The sequence below is a fragment of the Mesoterricola sediminis genome, from assembly GCF_030295425.1.
Classification (GTDB): Bacteria; Acidobacteriota; Holophagae; order Holophagales; family Holophagaceae; genus Mesoterricola; species Mesoterricola sediminis.
Genome location: NZ_AP027081.1, coordinates 1,421,305 through 1,436,088 on the forward strand (window position 1 = coordinate 1,421,305; position 14,784 = coordinate 1,436,088).

At 66.7% G+C, this 14,784-nt stretch carries 23 protein-coding genes; 6 read left to right on the plus strand and 17 right to left on the minus strand.

Annotated elements, in window-relative coordinates; all coding sequences use genetic code 11:
- Positions 1-72: 72 nt before the first annotated feature.
- Entirely contained in the window at positions 73-1,650 is a 1,578-nt protein-coding gene (locus tag R2J75_RS06070) for a methyl-accepting chemotaxis protein (RefSeq protein WP_243346379.1), read from the plus strand.
- Between the two features lie 75 nt (positions 1,651-1,725).
- Here R2J75_RS06070 and R2J75_RS06075 read toward each other — a convergent pair whose 3' ends face one another.
- Entirely contained in the window at positions 1,726-2,169 is a 444-nt protein-coding gene (locus R2J75_RS06075; RefSeq protein WP_243333263.1) for a CBS domain-containing protein, read from the minus strand.
- 49 nt (positions 2,170-2,218) lie between these two features.
- Complete coding sequence (gene pgi / locus R2J75_RS06080) at positions 2,219-3,856, minus strand: glucose-6-phosphate isomerase (RefSeq protein WP_243346380.1); 1,638 nt, start codon at positions 3,854-3,856, stop codon at positions 2,219-2,221.
- A gap of 56 nt (positions 3,857-3,912) precedes the next feature.
- Here pgi and R2J75_RS06085 point away from each other — a divergent pair, with 56 nt between their 5' ends.
- From R2J75_RS06085 to R2J75_RS06100, 4 genes are all read left to right on the plus strand, one after another.
- A complete protein-coding gene (locus tag R2J75_RS06085; RefSeq protein ID WP_243333259.1) occupies positions 3,913-4,587 on the plus strand; it encodes a DUF2461 domain-containing protein in 675 nt (224 codons plus the stop codon).
- 44 nt (positions 4,588-4,631) lie between these two features.
- Positions 4,632-4,772 carry a hypothetical protein gene (locus tag R2J75_RS06090; protein ID WP_316411259.1) on the plus strand — a complete coding sequence of 47 codons (141 nt, stop codon included), beginning with the start codon at positions 4,632-4,634 and terminating at the stop codon, positions 4,770-4,772.
- A 62-nt stretch (positions 4,773-4,834) separates the two neighbouring features.
- The gene (locus tag R2J75_RS06095; protein ID WP_243333257.1) at positions 4,835-5,608 is read left to right on the plus strand and encodes a methyltransferase domain-containing protein; all 774 of its coding nucleotides are present in this window, start codon (positions 4,835-4,837) and stop codon (positions 5,606-5,608) included.
- A gap of 37 nt (positions 5,609-5,645) precedes the next feature.
- Positions 5,646-6,254 carry a MarC family protein gene (locus tag R2J75_RS06100; RefSeq protein WP_316411260.1) on the plus strand — a complete coding sequence of 203 codons (609 nt, stop codon included), beginning with the start codon at positions 5,646-5,648 and terminating at the stop codon, positions 6,252-6,254.
- A gap of 15 nt (positions 6,255-6,269) precedes the next feature.
- Here R2J75_RS06100 and R2J75_RS06105 read toward each other — a convergent pair whose 3' ends face one another.
- Positions 6,270-7,358: a TonB family protein gene (locus tag R2J75_RS06105; RefSeq protein ID WP_316411261.1), complete on the minus strand. Its 1,089-nt coding sequence runs from the start codon at positions 7,356-7,358 to the stop codon at positions 6,270-6,272.
- Positions 7,359-7,768: 410 nt separating this feature from the next.
- Here R2J75_RS06105 and R2J75_RS06110 point away from each other — a divergent pair, with 410 nt between their 5' ends.
- Positions 7,769-8,941 (plus strand): tyrosine-type recombinase/integrase, encoded by a 1,173-nt coding sequence (locus R2J75_RS06110; RefSeq protein ID WP_316411262.1) that lies wholly within the window; start codon positions 7,769-7,771, stop codon positions 8,939-8,941.
- Here R2J75_RS06110 and R2J75_RS19820 read toward each other — a convergent pair.
- From R2J75_RS19820 to R2J75_RS06170, 14 genes are all read right to left on the minus strand, one after another.
- Positions 8,916-9,323, minus strand: coding sequence for a helix-turn-helix transcriptional regulator (locus R2J75_RS19820; protein WP_394365884.1), 408 nt, complete (start codon positions 9,321-9,323; stop codon positions 8,916-8,918). The two genes, R2J75_RS06110 and R2J75_RS19820, sit on opposite strands and share 26 nt — an antisense overlap.
- A gap of 418 nt (positions 9,324-9,741) precedes the next feature.
- The gene (locus R2J75_RS06115) at positions 9,742-9,921 is read right to left on the minus strand and encodes a hypothetical protein (RefSeq protein WP_316411263.1); all 180 of its coding nucleotides are present in this window, start codon (positions 9,919-9,921) and stop codon (positions 9,742-9,744) included.
- 8 nt (positions 9,922-9,929) lie between these two features.
- Positions 9,930-10,190 (minus strand): hypothetical protein, encoded by a 261-nt coding sequence (locus tag R2J75_RS06120; protein WP_316411264.1) that lies wholly within the window; start codon positions 10,188-10,190, stop codon positions 9,930-9,932.
- Between the two features lie 18 nt (positions 10,191-10,208).
- Positions 10,209-10,412 (minus strand): hypothetical protein, encoded by a 204-nt coding sequence (locus R2J75_RS06125; protein WP_316411265.1) that lies wholly within the window; start codon positions 10,410-10,412, stop codon positions 10,209-10,211.
- A gap of 41 nt (positions 10,413-10,453) precedes the next feature.
- Complete coding sequence (locus tag R2J75_RS06130; protein ID WP_316411266.1) at positions 10,454-10,654, minus strand: hypothetical protein; 201 nt, start codon at positions 10,652-10,654, stop codon at positions 10,454-10,456.
- Positions 10,655-10,675: 21 nt separating this feature from the next.
- Positions 10,676-11,611 (minus strand): DUF5131 family protein, encoded by a 936-nt coding sequence (locus R2J75_RS06135; protein ID WP_316411267.1) that lies wholly within the window; start codon positions 11,609-11,611, stop codon positions 10,676-10,678.
- A 432-nt stretch (positions 11,612-12,043) separates the two neighbouring features.
- Positions 12,044-12,679 (minus strand): hypothetical protein, encoded by a 636-nt coding sequence (locus R2J75_RS06140; protein WP_316411268.1) that lies wholly within the window; start codon positions 12,677-12,679, stop codon positions 12,044-12,046.
- Positions 12,676-12,843 (minus strand): DUF6011 domain-containing protein, encoded by a 168-nt coding sequence (locus tag R2J75_RS19825; RefSeq protein WP_394365885.1) that lies wholly within the window; start codon positions 12,841-12,843, stop codon positions 12,676-12,678. Before R2J75_RS19825 ends, R2J75_RS06140 begins: the two co-directional genes overlap by 4 nt.
- Positions 12,843-13,160, minus strand: coding sequence for a hypothetical protein (locus tag R2J75_RS06145; protein WP_316411269.1), 318 nt, complete (start codon positions 13,158-13,160; stop codon positions 12,843-12,845). Before R2J75_RS06145 ends, R2J75_RS19825 begins: the two co-directional genes overlap by 1 nt.
- Positions 13,157-13,411, minus strand: a complete 255-nt coding sequence (locus R2J75_RS06150) for a hypothetical protein (protein ID WP_316411270.1) — start codon at positions 13,409-13,411, stop codon at positions 13,157-13,159. The genes R2J75_RS06145 and R2J75_RS06150 overlap by 4 nt, the downstream gene beginning before the upstream one ends.
- Positions 13,408-13,563 carry a hypothetical protein gene (locus R2J75_RS06155; RefSeq protein ID WP_316411271.1) on the minus strand — a complete coding sequence of 52 codons (156 nt, stop codon included), beginning with the start codon at positions 13,561-13,563 and terminating at the stop codon, positions 13,408-13,410. Before R2J75_RS06155 ends, R2J75_RS06150 begins: the two co-directional genes overlap by 4 nt.
- A gap of 17 nt (positions 13,564-13,580) precedes the next feature.
- Positions 13,581-14,339 carry a DNA cytosine methyltransferase gene (locus tag R2J75_RS06160; RefSeq protein ID WP_316411272.1) on the minus strand — a complete coding sequence of 253 codons (759 nt, stop codon included), beginning with the start codon at positions 14,337-14,339 and terminating at the stop codon, positions 13,581-13,583.
- On the minus strand, positions 14,336-14,473 hold the full coding sequence (locus tag R2J75_RS06165; RefSeq protein ID WP_316411273.1) for a hypothetical protein: 138 nt from the start codon (positions 14,471-14,473) through the stop codon (positions 14,336-14,338). The genes R2J75_RS06160 and R2J75_RS06165 overlap by 4 nt, the downstream gene beginning before the upstream one ends.
- Positions 14,470-14,784 carry a hypothetical protein gene (locus R2J75_RS06170; protein ID WP_316411274.1) on the minus strand — a complete coding sequence of 105 codons (315 nt, stop codon included), beginning with the start codon at positions 14,782-14,784 and terminating at the stop codon, positions 14,470-14,472. Before R2J75_RS06170 ends, R2J75_RS06165 begins: the two co-directional genes overlap by 4 nt.

The following is a 14,784-nucleotide window of genomic DNA, read 5'->3' on the forward strand; positions in this document are numbered from 1 at the left end:
TTTAGGCCCTTGCTGGACCTATGGCAGAATCCGGCGATCGACGGCCCCCGGGCCGCCGCTTCCGGAGGGTCCATGTTCAAGCGCGTGTCCATCACGTCCCGGCTCGCCTGGGGCTTCGGCATCGTCCTGGCCTTGCTGTTCGGCTCGGTGGTGGCCACGCTCCTGGGGCTCCGCGGCCTGCGGGACGCGATGGCCTCGGTGCGCCGCGAGGGGCGCCAGGCCGTCCTCGCCAAGGAGGCCCACGCCGGCGCGCTGGACGCCATGGCCTACATCGGGGCGGCGGCCGCCGCCGGGGACCCGGCGCTGGCCGCCGCCTACGTGGCCAAGGTCCAGGAGGCCCGGACCGGGTACCTGGCCCGCCTGGAGACCCTGAAGGCGGAGGCCGACACGGCCGAGGCCCGGGACCGGGTCCTGGCCGTGGAGGCGGTCATCGCGTCGGCGCGGCAGGCCAACATCGAGGTCATGGGCCTCGCCCAGGCGGGGAAGGCCAACGAGGCCTTCCGCCTGTTCTCGGCCAAGTCGTGCCCCAGCATCGCTGTCTGGGACCAGCGGTTCGAGGAGCTGGCCCGGCTCCGCAACGGGGCGATGGACGCCAGTCTCGCCCGGTTCGAGGCCCTGGCGGGGCGCAGCACGGTGCTCGTGGTGACCTTCGGCCTCTTCTCCATCGGGGCGGCGGCCTGGTTGGCCTGGGTCATCTCCCGGAGCATCACGGTGCCCCTGGCGGGCTTCCAGGGGGTCCTGGCCGGCCTCGCGGCGGGGGATCTCACGGTGCGCGCCGCCGTGGACGCCCAGGACGAACTGGGCAGCCTGGGCGCCTCCATGAACCTGACGGTGGAGCGCCTGAATGGCACCGTCCGGTCCATCAACCAGGAGGCTCACCAGGTGCACGCCCTTTCCGGGGAGCTCCTGGCGGGGGCCGAGGAAACCCGGCGCGCCACGGACCTGGTGGCTCGGGGGAGCGAGCTCCAGCGGGTGGCCACCGAGCGCGCCTCCAGCGCCGTGGTCCAGCTGTCGGCCTCCGTGGACCAGGTGGTCCAGGTCGTCCGCGACGTGGGCCTCCGGGCCGAAGCCGCCCGCAGGGAGGCGGAGGGCGGGGTGGCCTTCGGGCGGGAGACGGCCGAAGCCATGGAAGGCATCCAGGGGGCCACGGAGCGCATCGTCTCGGCGGTGCAGGTGATCCAGGAGATCGCCCGCCAGACCAACCTCCTCTCCCTCAACGCCGCCATCGAGGCCGCCAAGGCCGGGGCCCTGGGCAAGGGATTCGCCGTCGTCGCGGAAGAGGTGCGCAAGCTGGCCGAGCGCAGCGCCGCCGCGGCCCGGGAGATCGAGGCCCTCACGGGCCAGACCCGCGGCATCGTGGGCCTGGGCGTGGAGAAGGTCGAAGCCACCTCCGCGGCCCTGGGCCGCATCCGGGACGGCATCGACGTGCTGGCCCGCCGCATGGAGGAGATCGGCCGGGCCGCCGCCGATCAGGCCAGCGCCACCCAGGACATCTCGACCCAGACCCATGACATCCGCGCGACCAGCGAGCAGAACGCGGCGGGCGCGACCCAGCTGGCCTCCAACATCCAGGAGACGGTCCTCCACCTGGACGCCCTCGCGAAGATCGCGGTGCGCCTGGAGAAGGAAGTGGCGGTCTTCCGGCTCTAGCCTGGCTCCTGGCTTGCAGGTAGATCGAATCACCGGAACGATCGCGTCCCGTTCCGGTGATTCGATCGACTTGCACTAGCTGCGGTGCTCGACGCTCTCGATGTAGTTCTCGAGGCCCTTGATGACGATCTCGCGATCGGCCACCACCTCGCGGACGATGTCGCGGATGGAGACGATGCCCACAACCATGCTGCCGTCCATCACGGGGACGTGGCGGATGCCGCGCTCGCTCATGAGGCCCATGCACTCGTCGACGCTGGTGTTCAGGTGGACGTGGTAGACCTCCGTCACCATGACGTCGCTGACGGGGCGGTCCAGGACGGAGGGGCCGGTGCGGCCCATGAGCTTGACCACGTCGCGCTCGGAGAAGACCCCCTCGGTGCGCTCGCCGTCCATGACGAGGAGGAAGCCGACCTTCTTCTGGTCCATGAGGCGGATGGCCTCGATGACCTTCGCCTCGGGCGGGACGAAGAAGAACGAATAGCCCTTGCCGTCCAGGATGCGCTTCATGTCGGTCATGCCGATCTCTCCTCGGGATGGCCCTAGGTTAGCCCTTCCGCGGCCCCCGTCAATGGGCGGCGAGGCGCCGGAGGCGGCGGATGAGGGCATTGGTGGAGCCGTCGTGGGCCAGGGCGGGCTCGGTTCCCGCCTCCAGTTCGGGCAGGATGCGGCGGCTGAGCTCCTTGCCGAGCTCCACTCCCCACTGGTCGAAGGGATTGATGCCCCAGACGGCGCCCTGGACGAAGACCATGTGCTCGTAGAGGGCCACGAGGGCGCCGAGGACGGCGGGGGTGAGGCGCTCGGCCAGGATCACGTTGGAGGGGCGGTTGCCCGGGAACGTCCGGTGGGGCACCAGCGCCGGGGAGGCGCCCTCGGCGGCGACCTCGGCGGAGGTCTTGCCGAAGGCCAGGGCCTCGGCCTGCGCCAGCACGTTGGAGAGGAGCATGGCGTGGTGGCCGTCCAGCGGGTTCAGGGAGCGCGCGAAGGCGATGAAGTCGCAGGGGATCAGGTGGCTGCCCTGGTGGATGAGCTGGTAGAAGGAATGCTGGCCGTTGGTGCCCGGCTCCCCCCAGTAGACGGGGCTGGTGGGCGCGCCCACGGCCTCCCCGTCCAGGGTCACCGATTTGCCGTTGCTCTCCATGATCAGCTGCTGGAGGTAGGCCGGGAACCGGCGCAGGTAGTGGTCGTAGGGGAGGACGGCGACGGTGGGCGCCTCGAAGAAGTCGGCGTACCAGATGCCGAGGAGGCCCAGGATCATGGGCATGTTGCGCTCGACGGGGGCGGTGCGGAAATGCTCGTCCATGGCCCGGAAGCCTTCGAGGAGCTCGCGGAACCGGTCCGGGCCCACGGCGATCATGGTGGAGAGGCCGATGGCGGAGTCCAGGGAGTAGCGTCCCCCGACCCAGTCCCAGAACCCGAACATGTTCGCCGTATCGATGCCGAAGGCGGCCACCTTGGCGGCGTCGGTGCTCACGGCGACGAAGTGCCGCGCGACGGCGGCCTCGTCCTCCAGGGCCCGCAGGCACCAGGCCCGGGCGGAGCGGGCGTTGGCCATCGTCTCCTGGGTGGTGAAGGTCTTGCTGCTGACGATGAAGAGGGTGGTCCGGGGGTCCAGGTCCCGGGTGGCCTCGCAGAAGTCGGTGGCGTCCACGTTCGAGACGAACCGGAACTCGATGTCCCGGGTGGCGTAGGCGCGCAGGGCCTCGCAGACCATCGCGGGGCCCAGGTCGCTGCCCCCGATGCCGATGTTCACCACGGCGCGGATCGGCATCCCGGTGAACCCCTTCCATTCGCCGCTCCGCACGGCCCCGGCGAAGGCGGCCATCCGGTCCAGGACCTCGTGGACGGCGGGGACGACGTTCCGGCCGTCCACCTCGACCGAGGCGCCCCGGGGGGCCCGGAGGGCGGTGTGGAGCACGGCCCGGCCCTCCGTGACGTTGATGCGCCGCCCCGTGAACATGGCCTCGACGCGGTCGCCCACGCCCCGCTCCCGGGCCAGGTCCGCGAGCAGCTCCAGGGTCCGGGCGGTGACCCGGTTCTTGGAGTAGTCCAGGAACAGCCCGGCGGCCTCCAGGGTGAAGGCCTCGCCCCGGGCGGGGTCCCCGGCGAAGAGTTCCCGCAGGTGGAGGCCGCGGATTTCCGCGAAGTGGTCCTGGAGGGCCTTCCAGGCCTTCGACTCGGTGAGGGGGGCGGTGCGCTTGTCCATGCCACAAGATTACCGGAAGCGCCCCGGACCCTGGGATACTCGGGGGGGAGGACATCATGGCCAAGGGCTTCTTCACGCCGGCGCTCTTCGGGTTCCTCGCGGAACTGAGGGCCGAGAACAGCCGGGAATGGTTCCAGGCGAACAAGGCCCGCTTCGAACGGGACGTGCGGGAGCCCATGCTGGCCTTCATCGCCGCCTTCGGCGAACCCCTCGCCGGGATCAGCCCGCGGTTCGCGGCCGACCCCAGGCCCGCGGGCGGCTCCATGTTCCGGATCGTCCGGGACACCCGCTTCAGCCGGGACAAGAGCCCCTACAAGACCAACATCGGGGCCCAGTTCCGCCACCGGGACTGCCCGCGGGACGCCCACGCGCCGGCCTTCTACCTCCACCTGGAGCCCGGCGGCTGTTTCGGGGGCGGCGGCAGTTGGCACCCCGATCCGGCGGCGCTGGCCCGCATCCGGGCGCGGATCGCCGCCAAACCCCAGGAATGGAAGGCCCTGGCCAAGGCGGGCATCGAGGTGGCCGGGGACAGCCTCGTCCGGGTCCCCGCGGGCTTCGATCCCGCCCATCCCCTGGCGGAGGCCTTGAAAATGAAGGACTTCTACGCCCTGACCCCCTTCAGCCAGCGGGAGGTCTGCGCCCCGGATTTCCTGGACCGCTATGCGGAGACCTGCCGGGGGAACGCCCCGCTCCTCAAGTTCCTGGCCAAGGCCCTGGACCTGCCCTTCTGAGGGACGCGGCAGGGTGGGTTCATAACATGATTGATTCGTAACATTTGGGGCTGGCCAGGCCCCCGCGGGAGCACCATATTGCCCCCCTGGAGGAAGCCCCCGTGGAAACCATCGCCATCCTGTCCCTGGTCATCTCGATCCTGCATACGGTCGCCTACATCTGGTTCAACGCCGCCCGGCACTGAGCCGGGGTATTCCCGGCCGGGGGCCTGCCGTAGACTGGGGGCGCATCCCCCCGGAGGCCGCCGTGTCCTGGAACCCCGACTCCTACCTGCGGTTCGCCGAACCCCGCCTGCGCCCCGCCCTGGACCTGCTGGCCCGCGCCGACCTGACGGATCCGGGCGTCATCGTGGACCTGGGCTGCGGCACGGGCCACCTCACGCGACGCCTGGCGGAGCGCTGGCCCCAGGCCCGGGTCACGGGCGTGGACAGTTCGGCGGCCATGCTCGGCAAGGCGGCGGAGGGCGGGCCGGGGCCCGAATGGGTCCTCGCGGACCTCGCCACCTGGCAGCCCGCGGCGCCCGTGGACCTCCTCGTCTCGAACGCCGCCCTCCAGTGGCTGCCGGACCACGGGACCCTGCTCAAGCGGCTCATGGGCCACCTGGCCCCCGGCGGCGTCCTGGCGGTCCAGATGCCCGACAACTACGAGGCCTCCTCCCACGTGCGCGTGGCCGAGGCGGCGGCCCTGGGCCCCTGGGCCCCGCGCCTCGCCCACCTCCACGGGCCCCGGCCGGTCGCGTCCCGCTTCTTCTACTACGAGGTGCTCTCCCCCCTGGCGGCGGAGGTGGACATCTGGGGCACGGAGTACCTCCACGTGCTGGAAGGCGCCGACCCCGTCATGAACTGGGTCCGGGGCACCTCCCTGCGGCCCTACCTGGACGCCCTGGAAGGGGCGGAGCGGGCCGCCTTCGAGGCCCAGGTCACCTGGCGCCTGGCCTCCGCGTACCCTCAGCGGCCCGACGGCACCACCCTCTTCCCGTTCAAGCGCCTCTTCCTGGTGGCCCGCAAGGCGGCGGACTGACCTCGCCACCGGCGGGGCGGGGCTGTACGCTGGAGCCATGGACCTCGCCTCCTTCGCCTCGGCCATCCTCGTCCTCGTCCTGGTGACCGATCCCCTGGGGAACATCCCCATCGTCATCCCCCTCCTGCGCCGCGTGGACCCCGCGCGCCGGCGCCGGGTGATCATCCGCGAGGTGGCCTTCGCCACGGCGATCCTGCTGTTCTTCGCCCTCTTCGGCCAGCGGGTGCTGCGCCTCATGCACCTCTCCGACACCTCCCTGGGCATCGCCGGCGGCGTCATCCTCTTCCTGGTGGCCCTGCGCATGGTCTTCCCCCACCCCGAGGGCCAGGAGGGCACCCCCGACCACGGCGAGCCGTTCCTGGTGCCCCTGGCCATCCCCTTCATCGCCGGCCCCTCGGCCATCGCCACCGTGCTCCTGATGGTCTCCGGGGACCCGCACCGCCTGCCCCATTGGCTCGCCGCCACCGTCGTGGCCATGTCCGTCTCCGCGGTGGTCCTCGGTTCGGCGGAGCGCATCGCCGCCTTCCTGGGCGAGAAGGTCACCCTCGCCTTCGAGCGCCTCATGGGCCTTGTCCTCACCGCCATCGCCGTGGAGATGCTCCTCAACGGCATCGAGAAATTCGTCCGCCAGCTCCGGATGGGGTAGGCCGGAACGGGGCGCTCAGGTCAGGGGGATCCCCTGGACGGTCCCGGCGCGATCCGTCAGGCGCGACCCGTCGCCGAGCGCCTCGAGCATGACCCTCGCCGCGTCCCTGGCAAGCCGGTCCTCGGAGGCGCCCGATGCGCCCTGGGTGGCGGAGAAGGCCTTCAGCAGATCCCAGGCGGTCTTCTGCTGGTCCCGGTCCAGGGCGTCCAGGGCCAGGTAGAAACGGGTCAGCCTGAAGTCGGGGTCCAGGCGGTGGATGCGCCCGAACAGGGCCGAGGCCGCCGCATGATCGCCCTGCCTCCACAGGTCGACGGCCTTCCCGTAGGCGCTGTCCCTGGTGTCGCCGGTGACGCGGGGTTCCGACGCCGCCGTGGGGGCTGCGGGACCGGGCTGGGGCTTGACCCGGAACGGGAGCACCAGGGTCTGCGCGGAGGCGATGGGCGCGTCGTTGATCGTGGCGGGCGAGAACCGGCATTGCCTTGCGTAGTCCATGACGGCCTGGTTCAGCAGGGGGTGGCCCTGGACGATGTCGTAGCGGGTCGGTGTCCCGGCGGCGTCGAGGTGGATCTTGACGGTGACCTCCTTGGACACGGTGAAATACCTGGCCAGGAAGGGGTAGTCGGGGTTTTTTCCGGGATGGAAGATCCTGGAATTGGACACCTTGTAGAAATTCCCAACTGCGGGGTGCTTCCCGTGGCTGGGGCATTTCGTCCGGGTGTTCTTGGGCGTGGCGAAGTCCGGGCATCGGGATTCGACCGCTTCCTCGATCCTGAAGCGGATGACCCCCGTCGCCTTGTCGGTGGCGAACAGGATGTCGTAGAAGAAGATGTCCCCCTTCTCGGACATCAGTTCCACGTAATCCTTGAAATAGACCTGCTTTTCGTCCTCGATCCGGGGCTGGACCGCCATGTAGTTGGACAGGGCCCTGACCTTGTTGTCGGGGTGGGCCAGGTTGTGGAAGGACTGCAGGGCGACGGCCTTGATTTCCGGGATGGGGGCCGAATAGACCGCCTTCGGGCGCGCGGGCGGTTCCGGCGACGGGCCGGCCCAGCCTGGCCAGGCCAGGAGCAGCCCGCAAAGGGTGGATGTCCGGAATTCCAGCATGGCGCTTCCTCGCGGGGTCGGGTCTCGAAGCCTGGGGGGGATGGTCCTGACCCTACCAGGGGGGCCCGTGGATCCGCAACCTGCGGTCCCCGGGCCCGGCTGCGGGGCGCCGCCCCGATCCGCCGCCTTGAAGGTGGCGTCCCTGCCCACGGCGGGCACCCGCCCTGCGCTGCGCGGGCCTGGAACCCTTGGTGCCGGCGGTCGGACTCGAACCGACACTCCCTTTCAGAAAACAGATTTTGAGTTTATCGCCACGGCCATGTAGAAGGTTGCAGGTATCGGTAACCATCCTGGTTTCAATGCCGGTGCCCGTGCCCATGCCTGATTTGCGGGGGCTGGACTGCCCACAGCCTGCCCACAGGAACATGGTCGCGGGTTGAATCCCCATGACCTCGGACCTATGATGCCGCATGGTTAAGCGGAAGAAAGTCGGGTTCACGGTGGACGATGTCGAGGCGTTCCCCCCCAAGGAGAAGCAGTACGAATTGCCGACCCCTGGATGCCACGGCCTCTATCTCAGGGTCATGCCATCGGGGGAGAAAAGTTGGTCCTACCGATATTCGATTCTCGGGAAATCGCGTCGCGTTTCCCTGGGGCTCTGGCCAGAGCTGACATGTGACGGCGCGATGTCCAAGGCTGACGCTCTCCGCATCGACGTCCGGGATGGCAAGGACCCCCGCGGCGAGGAGAAGACCCGAGCATCCCTTGACCTCACCATGGAGAAGCTGGCCGAGCGTTTCGAGGAGCATATCGAGACCCTGAAACCTAGGACTCAGGCCCAGTACAGGTATTACATCAAGAAGTGGATCACGCCTCGCCTTGGAACATTTCTGGTAAGGCTCATCGGGCTGGTCCATCTCCAGGATTTCAAACGGTCGTTCAAGGGCAAACACCGGACGGCGAATCTATGCATGGCCGTAGTATCTGTGATGCTTGGGTGGGCAGAGGAACAAGGGCTGCGCCCCCCAGGGTCGAACCCGGCCAAGGCGGTCAAGCGTTTCCCCGTGACTGTCCGGCATCGCTTCCTGGACCCCTCTGAAATCGGGAAGATCCTGGATGCCATGGATAAATGGAAAGGGCCACTCTATCCCATCGCGGCCATCCGTCTTCTCCTCTTGACAGGCGCCCGGAGGTCTGAAATCCGGATGATCCGTTGGAAGGATGTGGACGAGACGATGGGGGTAGCCGATCTCCCCGACCACAAGACCATTTCAAGGGGTGATCGCACGCTCTATCTCCCCCAGGAGGCGGTGGACATCATCAAGTCATTGCCACAAAACCATCTGTCTGAATTCGTGTTCGCCGGGGAAGGGAAAGACGGAACCATTGGGTCCAGCCTTGATCATGCATGGAGGAAGATTAGGGAGGATGCTGGGCTTCCGGATGTGCCTCTGCACAGCCTGCGCCATACATGGGCGTCCCTTGGGCTGGTTGAGGGCCTAACGCTTTCGCAGGTTGGGGCCAACCTGGGGCATTCGTCACCAACCACGACACAAAAATACAGCCACCTTGCGGCGGCTGCGGGAAAGACGAATGCCGAAAAGGTGGCGGCTGCGATCAAGAGACCGAAAGCAATCGGTTAGCCTCTGCGATGTTACCGGCTGTGGGCTGGCTGGCCAGCCATGCGTCCAGATCGGAAACGCGATATCTGATAGTTCTCCGGCCCCAAATCAAGTACCGAGGCCCATTTCCGAATCGGCGCCATTCATAGAGCATGTCGATCGATACCCCAAGGTAAACAGCGGCTGCTTTGGGGTTGAGGACTTGTGAGGTGGGGTTCATGGTTGATCCTGGATGGGGCTGGGTATCGGATGCGGTTATCGGGGCTCTGGGCCGCTGGGTTGTGGAGTAGGATTTCGGGGTGACTCTGGAGCTGCCATGGAATCGCTCGTATCCCCTGAAGCCGAGGCATGGGCTGATGGTCACGCGGTTGGGATGGCTGGAGGTGCACCTGACTGCCCCCATCCAGAGGGGACTCTTTTATGGACGGCCTGGCACCTGGGGTTCCTGGCGGGGGTAAAAGATCTGGGGATGGGCCTTGATGGGTAGCAACTTAGGGCAGGAGCCGTTGACGTTGCGTTGACAATATGGAGCAATTTTCATGGTTGGTTGTTCTTCGGTATAATAAATTCAGGAGGTAATAACTTATGGGTTTATTGGCAGAACGACACAAAATGAAGAGCTTGGAAATTCAAATGAAATACATTATTCAAGAAATTAATAGAATTGATAAATTAGATAATACAGACGCAAGAGAACCAATCCTCGGTCTCCTTGAGGGCTGTAAGACGTTTATTCAGAATGGTATGAACAAAATTAATGGCTTGCCACTATTTGAAGGGACTAACGCGGGCTAGCGCATGCGAAGAGAATCGCTGGGGTCTCACGCCCCCCAATAGGGGCGCGAGATGACCTCGAAAATGCCTCCGGGGTAGCGTTCCTTATATTTTCGGCGGCCGTAGTGCTTCAGGTAGCCCACCGCGCACATGTGCGGGCTGGGGCGCTCGAACTTGTTGCGCCCGCAGAGGCGGCAGCGGAAGACCACGGCGAGGGTTGGGAGCATAGGGATCCTCACGGGTTGAGCGCGACGTTGTCGATCTGGTTCATGCGCCCCGCGGACTGGGGTTCTCCTGCGTGCTCGCGGGTGATGGCCTCCAGCGCCTCGCGGTAGTGGTTGCGCAGCTTCTCGGCATCGTCCAGGTCCGCGCATCGCAGGCGAATCTCTCCCTCCAGTTCCACAACACGGGCGCGAAGGCGGTCATTCTCGGGAACGAGGCAATGCACGGTCGATTCGTGCGTCCTCCGGCAGACGGCGCAGAATTTTTCAACCATGGTTCCTCCAGGTGGACATCAGCCGATGTCGATGGTGTTGAGCATGGTTTCGCCGTCCCGGGTCTTGTTCTCGGCCTCGTCCAGGTCCCCGGCGATCTCGGCTCGAACCCAGATGATGTGGGCCTGGCGGTGGGGGCCTTCGGGAACCGGAACTCGGGTGTATTCAGGGCCCGGGTTCTCGCGGGAATCAGCAGCGAACAGGGCGATGGTGATGGGGTCCACGATGGAATCCTTTCTGACGCGGCTGCGCCTAGACATGAGGGTTAATAGGGCTCGCCGAATTCGCGGGTCTCATCGGGCTTGCAGTTGTTGCACTGGTGTTCGGACGCACCCCAGCCGCCGCACCGGTTGAAGTGGAATCCTTGGCCGCACTCGCCGCAGACCCCAAGGTCGCGGTGGTCCAGATATTCGCCACAAACGCAGCACTCGCCGCATGGCATGGCGTCTTCAGGATCGAAGGGCATGGTTCCTCCAGATGGACAGGCTCAGGCCGTGGCCTGGGCGGTGGGGTATCCGTTGTGCTCGATGCCGTCCAGGACGCGACCAGCAAGGTGCTTGCCGACCTTCGCCGCACTGGTCCTATCCTCGGGCCATGGGCAGCAACGCTCACATCGCTTCCCGCTCCATGGTTCCTGGTCCTCCGGCACCCATTCCCCCCACTGCTTGAACAGGAAGGGGATTCTGGCGGCAGCGCACTGGTCGCGCAGTCCCCTGGCCCAGCCTGGGTGCATGGGACGGGCGTGGGGTCCGGACTCGCCACCACAGATCACCCAGTCCAAGCCATAGGCCCAGGTTCCGCCCGAGCTGGGGACTCTGGGATCGGGGTGCTGGAGGAAAGCCCCGTTGCTGGTAATGAGCCGGGGTTTCAGCGCGTCGAGCCCAGAGCCCAGGCGCGTCAGGTCCACCGGACCCAGAAGGGGTTCGCAGGACAGGAACCGCACGGCGGATGGAACCCGGAGCAGGTATGGGATCCGCTGGTTGGCCCGTTCCTGGTCCTCCACGGTTGTGCCAAGCCAGACGTTGGTCGGGGGGATGGGACGATTCTGGCCCCACCCAAGCCAGCGCCGGATCCAGTCGGAGCATCCAGTGGAATCGGTTTCGCGCTCGGCCCGTTTGAGCAGGCCCAGGATGGCCTCGGGCCGTTTGGTGAGGATCAACCAGTCCAAGTGGGGGGTCCGGAACATCACCTCCAGGGCCTTAGCCCGGTCGGCATCCAGGTCTCTGCGGTCCTCGAAGAAGTCGGCCATGGAGTTCGTGAAGACGCGGAACCGGGTGCCCATGGCCACGGCCTGGCGCTCGTAACGCATGGCCTCCCGGGAGGCGGCGTCCACCCGCATGCGCCGGGGCGCGTCCTGCCCCCAATGCCCGGGGAAGATGCGATTGGTCAAAGGGGAAACGGCGATGTGAAGGGGCTTGGCCATGCGGCCTCCTTGGGTAGTGCGAGTGGGCATCCGTTACCGGATGGTGATGGTGGTGTTGGGTTCGCGGGACAGGAGCCCGGATCCGCCGCAGGTCCAGCAGGCGCATCCCTCTCCGAAGTCTGGATCTTCCCCTGTGCCCTTGCAGTCGAAGCATTTGTGCCAGGGTTGCTTCCGGCTCGGCTTTCGAATTGGCTTCGGGTTGCGTGCCATGGGTTCCTCCTTTCTGGCGCGGGATGCGCCTGGACAGCCTCAACGGCTGCGCTTGTTGGTTTCGAGGGTGAAAATCCGGTTCTCAAGCCGGATGATCCAGATGGTCGTAGCGACCATGTAGGTAGCGATCAAAACCCAGTCGGGCATCGTGGCTCCTGGACAGGAGCGCCGGGCCGCGTCCTGGTTGGGGTTGATGGCTCCGCTCCCGGGGAGCCGGCGAAGCTAGGCGGTCAACCCGAGACGGGCGTCGATCAGGTCTTCATGCGCCATATCGGGGTAGGTCTGGGTGATCCTCTGGGCCCTTCGGAGGGCTCGGATGTCCTCCAGTTGGGATTCCATGTCCTGGATGAGCTGGGCCAGGTTCTGCTGCCCTTCCAGGAGGTTGGCCACCTTGCCCCGCTCCACGTCCAGCTCGCACCGGAGCCGGTCGGCCTCGTCCTTGGCCGTGTCGCGCTGGTTGGCGAGCTGGGCTATCTGGCGTTCGCTCTCCATGAGGGACTGCCGAAATTCCTCTACCCTGCGGTGAGCGGCGGCGAGTTCGCGGTGGAGCGCCGGGACCTCGGAGCGGATCCGCTGGACCTCCGCGATCAGGCCGGCCCAGTTGAGGTGGGCGGGGGCGTTGAGGGCGATGCGCAGGGATTCCTCATGGGTGGGCTCGGTGGCAGGGGTGTCATCCACCTCAGTGGCTTCGGGGTAGCGGTAGTGGCGCAGGTTCTCAAGATGGCATTCCTCCGGCCCATCACGGTCGAAGTCCACCTTGGCCCACCTTCCATGGACGTGGGTGATGACCCCGGGGTCTGGGTTGTGGCTGTCACTAAGGTGGAACACCCGATCCCCGATCTTGAATTCCTCGCTCATGCGATCCCTTTCTCTGACAGCGCGTCAGACGTTTGGTATTCATCCCAGCCCTGGAATAGCTCCGTGGTTTCCTGCTGGATGAGAGCCCAGCAATGAGGGCCAAAGCCCCTGTCAATGGACTGGGGGTCCTTGAGGGAGCGGTGGCACCTCATGCAGATGGGCATCAGGCGGCCTTCTTCTGGAGGCGGTGTTTCTCGTGCAGTTCATCCCTGGCATCGGCACAGGCGCCGCACTGGGAACGGTTGGGCATGGCTTCACGCTGACCGCAGCACACGCAGATCTTGAGGAGGGCCCAGGCCTTACGCATCTTCCGGGCGCGGTTCCTGGAGGCTTCCAGGTTCTTGGAGCGGCAGGTCCCACACCGCTTGGACCCTTCCATGGGCGGGACCTTGGCGCACTGGCAGCATAGGCCCGCTTCCACGAGACGGCGGTAGCGACTCCTCGCGTAGGCCCTTTCCTTCTGGAGGTGACGGTGCTTCATGCCGTCCTCCCGTCCACGGGATGCCACCGGCTCATCTCCTGGCGCCGAAGGATCAGGAGGTCCTGTTCGATCAGCGCCTTGTCCTGGGCCCATACCGTCCTGGCCTGGAGGTGCCGCCAGTCGGGGCGCATGGCCATGTGGTCGCGCAGCCTGGCCTCAAGGCGGGAGATCTCGTTCGCGAGGTGCGAGGCCGGAACTGGGCGGATCACATCCTCCCTCTCGGCGGGGTGGGGGTAGCGGATGGGGTTCATGCGACCTGCTCCATGACGTGCCGGAGGAGCCATCGCACCTTGGGCGGGCAGACGGCATTCCCCAGGAGATTGATGTCTTCCTTGTGCTTCCCGGAAAGGCGGTAGTCGGACGGGAACCCCATGGCCCCCAGGGTTTCCTGGACGTTCATCATGCGGGTCAGGCCACCCTTCACGAGCCGGTAGCGGTCGTGCGTGGTGATGGTCCAGATAGGCTGGTCAACGCTCCACCCATTGACGTTGGCCCGAAGTAGGGAACCCAGAACGGGCGGTCACCGTGGCGCTTCCGCCCAGCCAGGATACGGGCCATGGGCTTGGGCTCGAACGGAGCAACCCCCATCGCAATCCGCTTGGAAGCCTCCCAGGGGAGCCATTCTCCCCCATCAAGGTCCAGCACCGTCCGGATGGGGACAGCGTCGGTCGTGGGCACCGGGGGGAAGACGAACCGCTTTCGCGCGGCCACGATGAACAGGCGCTCCCGGAATTGGGGGACCTGGAACCTGGAAGCGCACAGGATCTCCGCGCTCAGGGTGTAGCCCAGGGCCTCCAGGGCGGAGCACCAAGCCGGGAACAACACCCATTCCGCCATCTCGGGGACGTTCTCCACCACGATTGCGCGGGGGCGGTGGCACTCCGCGGCGCTCACCACAGCCCAGGCGGTGGCCCTCTGGGCGTCGTGGTGGGGACGGTCCTTCCCCCTGGCCTTGGAGTGGCCCTTGCAGCTCGGGGAGGCGAGCATGATGTCGTGGGCGGGGACCTGGGTCCAGTCGGCCTGGTGGAGATCCTGGCACTTGGGCTTGATCCCGTGGTTGGCCTCGTGGACGTCGCAGGCCAACTTCCAGTGGTTGGCGGCCCATACCACATCCAGGCCTGCCTGACGGGCACCCTCTGAGAAGCCCCCGGCCCCTGCGAAGAGATCGATGGCCTTCACAGGGCCCCCCACCCAGCCATGAAGGCGATCACGACCAACTTGAGGACCAGCCCCAGAACCACGAACAGCATGGCGCAGAGGGCGACGGAGGCGATGCAGCCGAAGCACCCGGGGGAGTTCTGGTTGGTGCTCATGGCTGGGCCTCCAGGAGCGCGGCGGCCTTGGCCTCGAAGGCATCAATGGCCCGGACCAGTTCATTGCCAGTGGCCCGACTGTGGTTCCACAGGCTCCCCACCTCCAGCACGGCCAGGATCTCCGGGGCGAGGTTGCGGAGGGCGGCGGTCAGGTCGGCGTCCGCCTTCCGGGTGTGGGCGGTCGTGCCCCCGGCGGGATCGGGCCGGTAGACCAGCCAGCTTGTGCTCTCGGTGTATGGCGATTTGCTGGGATGCCACGGTCCCGGCCTGGCGTTGGCCTCCAGGGCTTTCAGCTTCTCGATGGGGTTCAT